6 protein-coding genes and 1 pseudogene are annotated in these 6,875 nt (G+C 72.0%); all 7 read left to right on the plus strand.

What is annotated here, in order from left to right; translation table 11 throughout:
* Positions 1-17: 17 nt before the first annotated feature.
* On the plus strand, positions 18-956 hold the full coding sequence (aroB, locus tag ACIY1X_RS10965; protein ID WP_399680512.1) for a 3-dehydroquinate synthase: 939 nt from the start codon (positions 18-20) through the stop codon (positions 954-956).
* 37 nt (positions 957-993) lie between these two features.
* A complete protein-coding gene (locus tag ACIY1X_RS10970) occupies positions 994-2,121 on the plus strand; it encodes a deoxyguanosinetriphosphate triphosphohydrolase (protein ID WP_399680502.1) in 1,128 nt (375 codons plus the stop codon).
* A complete protein-coding gene (locus tag ACIY1X_RS10975) occupies positions 2,109-3,362 on the plus strand; it encodes a CynX/NimT family MFS transporter (RefSeq protein ID WP_399680503.1) in 1,254 nt (417 codons plus the stop codon). The genes ACIY1X_RS10970 and ACIY1X_RS10975 overlap by 13 nt, the downstream gene beginning before the upstream one ends.
* Positions 3,359-3,925, plus strand: a complete 567-nt coding sequence (locus tag ACIY1X_RS10980; protein WP_399680505.1) for a DUF1415 domain-containing protein — start codon at positions 3,359-3,361, stop codon at positions 3,923-3,925. The genes ACIY1X_RS10975 and ACIY1X_RS10980 overlap by 4 nt, the downstream gene beginning before the upstream one ends.
* Positions 3,922-4,791, plus strand: a complete 870-nt coding sequence (locus ACIY1X_RS10985) for a class I SAM-dependent methyltransferase (protein ID WP_399680506.1) — start codon at positions 3,922-3,924, stop codon at positions 4,789-4,791. The genes ACIY1X_RS10980 and ACIY1X_RS10985 overlap by 4 nt, the downstream gene beginning before the upstream one ends.
* Positions 4,792-4,812: 21 nt before the next feature.
* Entirely contained in the window at positions 4,813-5,517 is a 705-nt protein-coding gene (locus tag ACIY1X_RS10990) for a transposase (protein ID WP_399680508.1), read from the plus strand.
* A 181-nt stretch (positions 5,518-5,698) separates the two neighbouring features.
* Positions 5,699-6,875 (plus strand): annotated as a pseudogene (locus ACIY1X_RS10995) (glutamate synthase subunit alpha); the annotation flags it as partial.

Raw genomic sequence — 6,875 nt, forward strand, 5'->3', positions numbered from 1 at the left:
ACGCCACCGTCGCGCCGCTGTACGCGCAGGCCCTGCGCTCGGCGCTGGCGCCGCGTTTCGGCCAAGTGCACGTGATCGAGCTGCCGGACGGCGAGGCACACAAGGACTGGGCGACGCTCAACACCATCTTCGACGCGCTGCTGGGGCACGGCTGCGATCGCAAGACGGTGCTGTTCGCGCTCGGCGGCGGCGTGGTGGGCGACATGACGGGCTTCGCCGCGGCCTGCTACATGCGCGGCGTGCCCTTCGTGCAGGTGCCGACCACGCTGCTGGCGCAGGTGGATTCCTCGGTGGGCGGCAAGACGGCGATCAACCACCCGCTGGGCAAGAACATGATCGGCGCCTTCTACCAGCCGCTGCAGGTGGTGTGCGACCTGGACACGCTGCGGACCCTGCCGCAGCGCGAGATCGCTGCCGGCCTGGCCGAGGTGATCAAGTACGGCCCGATCGCCGACATGGCCTTCCTCGACTGGATCGAGGCCCACATCGACGACCTGGTTGCGCGCGAGCCCGCCGCGCTGGCGCGTGCCGTGCGGCGCAGCTGCGAGATCAAGGCCGCGGTGGTTGGCCAGGACGAGCGCGAGGCCGGCCTGCGGGCGATCCTCAACTTCGGCCACACCTTCGGCCATGCCATCGAGTCCGGCCTGGGCTATGGCGAATGGCTGCACGGCGAGGCGGTGGGCTGCGGCATGGTGATGGCGGCGCACCTGTCGCAGCGCCTGGGCGGCGTGGACGAGGCCTTCGTGCGCCGCTTCACCGCCCTGGTCGAGCGCGCCGGGCTGCCCGTGCGGGGCCCGCAACTGGGCGCTGACCGCTACCTGGACCTGATGCGCGTGGACAAGAAGGCCGAGGCCGGCGAGATCCGCTTCGTCGTGCTGGAGCGCCCGGGCGCGGCCGTGACCCGCCCCGCGCCGGACGGCCTGGTGCGCGAGGTGCTGGCGCAATGCTGCGGCTGAGCAAGGCGCTGGCGACCGGCGCCGCGCGTCGAGGTCCATGACCGTACCCTACGCCAGCCATCCGGCGCGCAGCCGCGGCCGCCGCCATCCGGAGCCGCCGGCGCCCACGCGCGACGACTTCCAGCGCGACCGCGACCGCATCGTCCACTCCACCGCCTTCCGCCGGCTGGTCTACAAGACGCAGGTCTTCCTCAACCACGAGGGCGACCTGTTCCGCACCCGGTTGACGCACTCGCTGGAGGTGGCGCAGCTGGCGCGCTCCATCGCGCGGCCGCTGGGCCTGAACGAGGACCTGGTCGAGGCCATCGCGCTGGCGCACGACCTCGGCCACACGCCTTTCGGCCATGCCGGGCAGGACGCGTTGGACGGCTGCATGGCCGACCACGGCGGCTTCGAGCACAACCTGCAGAGCCTGCGCGTGGTGGATGCGCTGGAGCACCGCTACCCCGATTTCGATGGCTTGAACCTCAGCTTCGAGACCCGCGAGGGCATCCTCAAGCACTGCTCGCGCGCGCATGCGCAGGCGCTGGAGGCGCGCGAGCCCGGCGGGGTGGGGCGGCGCTTCCTGGAGCGCACCCAGCCGAGCCTGGAGGCGCAACTGACGAACCTGGCCGACGAGATCGCCTACAACGCCCACGACATCGACGACGGCGTGCGCTCCGGCCTGCTGAGCATGGAGGCGCTGGCGGAAGTCGAGCTGTTCGAGCGGCACCGCCGGGAGGCGCTGCGCGAGCATCCGCGCCTGGCGGGCCGGCGCCTGCTGTACGAGGCCATCCGCCGCATGCTCAGCGCGCAGGTCTACGACGTGATCGACGCCACGCGCGAGGCGCTGGCGCAGGCCGCGCCCGCCGACGAGGACGCGGTGCGGCGGCTGCCGCCGCTGGTGCGCTTCGGCGAGGCGATGCGGGCGCAGTCGGCGCAGCTCAAGCGCTTCCTGTTCGACAACCTGTACCGCCATCCGCAGGTGATGCAGACGACAGGGCGGGCGCAGCAGGCGGTGCGCGAGCTGTTCGCCGCCTACGTGGACGGTACCGCCGCGCTGCCCGACAGCTTCGCCGCCCGGCCGGACCGGCATCGCGCGGTGGCGGACTACATCGCCGGCATGACCGACCGCTTCGCCATGCGCGAGCACGAGCGCATCACGGGGGTGCGATGGACGGACTGAGCGCATCGGCCCGGCACCGCGTGCCCCTGGCCGTGCTCGTGGTGGTGGCGGGCGGCGTGGCGGCCGCGCTGCACGTGGGCAAGCTGCCGCCGGCGCTGCCGGCCCTGGGGCAGGCGCTGGGCCTGGGCCTGGTCGCCTCGGGCTTCATGCTCTCGCTGGTGCAGGCCGCCGGCATGTGCCTGGGGCTGGTGGCCGGCCTGGCGGCCGACAGCCTCGGCCTGCGGCGCAGCATGCTGCTGGGCCTGGCGCTGCTGACGCTCGCAGGCGCTGCGGGCGGCCTGGCGGACCGGGTCGCGCATCCGGTGGGCTGGCTGCTCGGCTGGCGGGCGGTGGAGGGCATCGGCTTCCTGCTGGCCGTGATGCCGGCACCGGGCCTGATCCGCCGGCTGGCGCCGGCCGGCGCCGAGAAGACGGCGCTCGGGCTGTGGGGCGCCTACATGCCCTTCGGCGTCGCCCTGGGGCTGCTGGCCGGCCCGCTGCTGATCGGGCTGGCGGGCTGGCGCGGGTGGTGGTGGCTGGTGGCCGGGCTGTCGGTGTTGGCCTGCGCGCTGGTGGCAGCCGCCGTGCCGGCCGATCCGCCGGGGCACGCCGCCGCCGCGCCGGCGGGGCAGGGCGGGGGTGCCTGGCAGGCGCGGCTGGCTGCCACGCTGCGCGCGGGCGGGCCCTGGGGCGTGGCGCTGGCCTTCGGCGTGTACTCGGCGCAGTGGATGTCGGTCATCGGCTTCCTGCCCACCGTCTATGCGCAGGCCGGCATGTCGGCGCTGGCGACGGCGCTGCTCACCGCGCTGGCGGCGGCGCTCAACATGGTGGGCAACATCGGTGCCGGCCGCCTGCTGCAGGCGGGCTGGCCGCCCGGGCGGCTGCTGGGCCTGGGCTTCGCCTGCATGAGCATCGGCAGCGTGGCCGCCTTCGCGCAGGCCGGGCCGGCGCTGTCGGACGGCCTGTCGCCCACGGTGCGCTACCTGGCGGTGTGTCTGTTCTCCATGTGCGGCGGCGCGGTGCCGGCCACGCTGTTCATGCTCTCGGTGCGGGTGGCGCCCCGGCCCGACACGGTCTCGACCACGGTGGGCTTCATGCAGCAGGTGTCGTCCTTCGGGCAGTTCGCGGCGCCGCCCGTCGTCGCCTGGCTGGCGCACCGGGTGGGCGGATGGCAGTGGACCTGGGTGTTCACGCTCGGCTGCTCGGCCGTCGGCGCGCTGATCGCCATGCGGTTGGCGCGGCATGCGGGGGCGCGGCGATGACCACACCCTCGCAGGCCGTCGCCGACACGCTGCGCTGGATGGAGCGCGCCGTCATCGGACTGAACCTGTGCCCCTTCGCCAAGGCGGTGCGCGCCAAGGGGCAGGTGCACGTGGCCGTCTATCCGGCTGACGACGAGGGCGGCCTGCTGGAAGCGCTGCTGACCGAGGCCGACGACCTGCTGCGCCTCGACCCGGCCGAGCGCGACACCACGCTGCTGGTCGTGCCCCATGCGCTGCACGACTTCCTGGCGTTCAACGACTGGGTCGGCTGGGCCGAGCGCGGCCTGCGCCGCGCCGGGCACGAGGGCGTGCTGCAACTGGCCAGCTTCCACCCGCGCTTCCAGTTCGCAGGCACGCGAGCCGCCGACATCGGCAACGCCACCAACCGCTCGCCGTACCCCACGCTGCACCTGCTGCGCGAAGACAGCGTCGAGCGCGCCGTGCAGGCCTTCCCGGACGCGGCCGAGATCTTCGAGCGCAACATCGAGCGCCTGGAGGCCCTGGGCGACGCCGGCTGGCAGGCGCTGGACGTCGGCCCCCACGACGAAGGAACGCGCCCATGACCCGCCATGCGCAGAAGCGGACGGTCGACGCCGCCGCCGAGGCAGCCCAGGCGCTGGGCCTGCGGCCCGGCCAGTCCACCGAACTGCTCAAGGAACTGCACATCCTCACCCGCGAGGGCCGCATCAACCAGGACTCGCGGCGCAAGCTCAAGCAGGTGCAGCACCTGGTGCAGTTCATCGAGAAGCTGCTGCTCGAACTGCCGGACGGCGGCGCGCAGGCCACGCTGGCCGACCACGGCGCCGGCAAGTCCTACCTGGGCTTCATCCTCTACGACCTGTTCTTCCGCGAGCGCGGCGGCTGGGTCTACGGCATCGAGACCCGCGCCGAGCTGGTCGAGCGCTCGCGCGCGCTGGCCGAACGGCTGGCTTTCGAGCGCATGCGCTTCTTGCCGTTGTCGGTCGCCGAATCCACCACCAGCGGCGAACTGCCGCAGCGCATCGACGTGGTGACGGCGCTGCACGCCTGCGACACCGCCACCGACGACGCCATCGCCTTCGGGCTGGCCAAGGAGGCGCGCTTCATGGTGCTGGTGCCCTGCTGCCAGGCCGAGGTGGCGTCCTGCCTGCGGCAGAACAAGGCGCTGGCCCTGGCGCGCACGCCGCTGGCCGAACTGTGGCGCCACCCGCTGCACACGCGCGAGGTCGGCAGCCAGCTCACCAACGTGCTGCGCTGCCTGTACCTGGAGGCGCGCGGCTACCAGGTCACGGTGACGGAACTGGTCGGCTGGGAACACAGCCTGAAGAACGAACTCATCATCGCCCGCCGCACCGGGCACCGGAAGGCCAGCGCCGCCGCGCGCCTGCGCGAACTGCTGGAGACCTTCGGCCTGCAGGCGCTGGGCGACACCCGCTTCGCGCTGCCGTAGCGCGCATCCGCAAACCACCGCATGGCCCGCCTCGCCCGCTTGGCGCTGCCGAACCAGCTCCACTACCTGCTGCAGCGCGGGCACAACCGCCAGCCGGTCTTCGCCGACGCGACGGACCGCCAGATGCTGCTGGCGCTGCTGGGCGAGAACGCGCGGCGCTTCGGCGTCGCGCTGCACGCCTACGTGCTGATGGACGACCACTTCCGGCTGCTGGCCACGCCGGCCGGCGCCGACGCGCTGCCGCAGTGGATGCAGGCGGTGGGGCGCCGCTACGTGCGCCACTTCAACGACCGGCACGGCCGCAGCGGCACGCTGTGGGACGGCCGCTACCGCGCCACCATCCTGCAGCCCGAGCGCTACCTGCTGCCGTGCATGGCCGCCATGGACCTGCGCCCGGTGCGCGCCGGGCTGGTGCCGGAGCCGCGGCTATACCCCTGGTCCAGCCACGCGCACTACCTGGGGCAGGCCAGCGACCGCATCCTGACCCCGCCGGCGCCGTACTGGCGCCTGGGCAACACGCCCTTCGAGCGCGAGGCCGCCTATGCCGAGCGCGTGCACCAGGGCGTGGCGCCGGCGGTGGAAGAGGCCCTCGACCGCGCCGTCGAGCAGGGCTGGGTGCTGGGCGACCCGGCCTTCCTTGCTGCGCTCCAGCAGCACACCGGACGGCGGCTGGTGAAGGCCACGCCCGGCCGGCCGCGCAGATCCGGCCCTTCGGCACCTGCCTGAATCTGGCCCGAATGGCCGTTTTGCAAAGGCTCTTTGCTCCTTCTTTTGATATGTCCCCAATTTATTTTCGATTGATTTTGTCGACTTTTAAATGGAATCTGACCCCTATTAAAGTGTTTGGCATTGTTTGTGCAGCGCCGTATGCTCCGAATCCCCCGAGAAAACCCTAGGAGAACGTGCCATGACCACGGCAGCCGAAATCGACCACCTTCAGCAGCACGGCCTGTACTCGGCAGCCGATGAACACGACGCCTGCGGCGTCGGCTTCGTGGCCCACATCAAGGGCGAGAAGAGCCATGCCATCGTGACCCAGGCGCTGAAGATCCTGGAGAACCTCGACCACCGCGGCGCCGTGGGCGCCGACAAGCTGATGGGCGACGGCGCCGGCATCCTGATCCAGCTGCCCGATGCGCTGTACCGCGAGGAGATGGCGCGCCAGGGCGTGACGCTGCCGCCGCCCGGCGAGTACGGGGTGGGCATGGTCTTCCTGCCCAAGGAGCACGCCTCTCGCCTGGCCTGCGAGCAGGAGCTGGAGCGCGCCATCGCCGCCGAGGGCCAGGTGCTGCTGGGCTGGCGCGACGTGCCCGTCAACCGCGAGATGCCCATGTCGCCCGCCGTGCGCGACAAGGAGCCGATCATGCGGCAGCTGTTCATCGGCCGCGGCGCCGACGTCATCGTGCAGGACGCGCTGGAGCGCAAGCTCTACGTGATCCGCAAGACCGCCAGCGCCGCCATCCAGAACCTGCGCCTGAAGCACAGCAAGGAGTACTACGTCCCCAGCATGTCCAGCCGCACCGTGGTCTACAAGGGCCTGCTGCTGGCCGACCAGGTGGGCACCTACTACCTGGACCTGCAGGACCCGCGCTGCGTCTCCGCCCTGGGCCTGGTGCACCAGCGCTTCTCGACCAACACCTTCCCCGAGTGGCCGCTGGCCCACCCGTACCGCTACGTCGCGCACAACGGCGAGATCAACACCGTCAAGGGCAACTACAACTGGATGAAGGCGCGCGAGGGCGTGATGAGCTCGCCCGTGCTCGGCGCCGACCTGGCCAAGCTCTACCCGATCAGCTTCGCCGGCCAGTCCGACACCGCCACCTTCGACAACTGCCTCGAGCTGCTGACCATGGCCGGCTACCCGATCAGCCAGGCCGTGATGATGATGATCCCGGAGCCGTGGGAGCAGCACGCGACCATGGAGCCGCGCCGCCGCGCCTTCTACGAGTACCACGCGGCCATGCTGGAGCCGTGGGACGGCCCGGCCTCCATCGTCTTCACCGACGGCCGCCAGATCGGCGCCACGCTCGACCGCAACGGCCTGCGCCCCTCGCGCTACTGCGTGACCGACGACGACCTGGTCA

It is taken from the genome of Xenophilus sp. (assembly GCF_044462705.1).
Lineage (GTDB): Bacteria > Pseudomonadota > Gammaproteobacteria > Burkholderiales > Burkholderiaceae_C > Xenophilus > Xenophilus azovorans.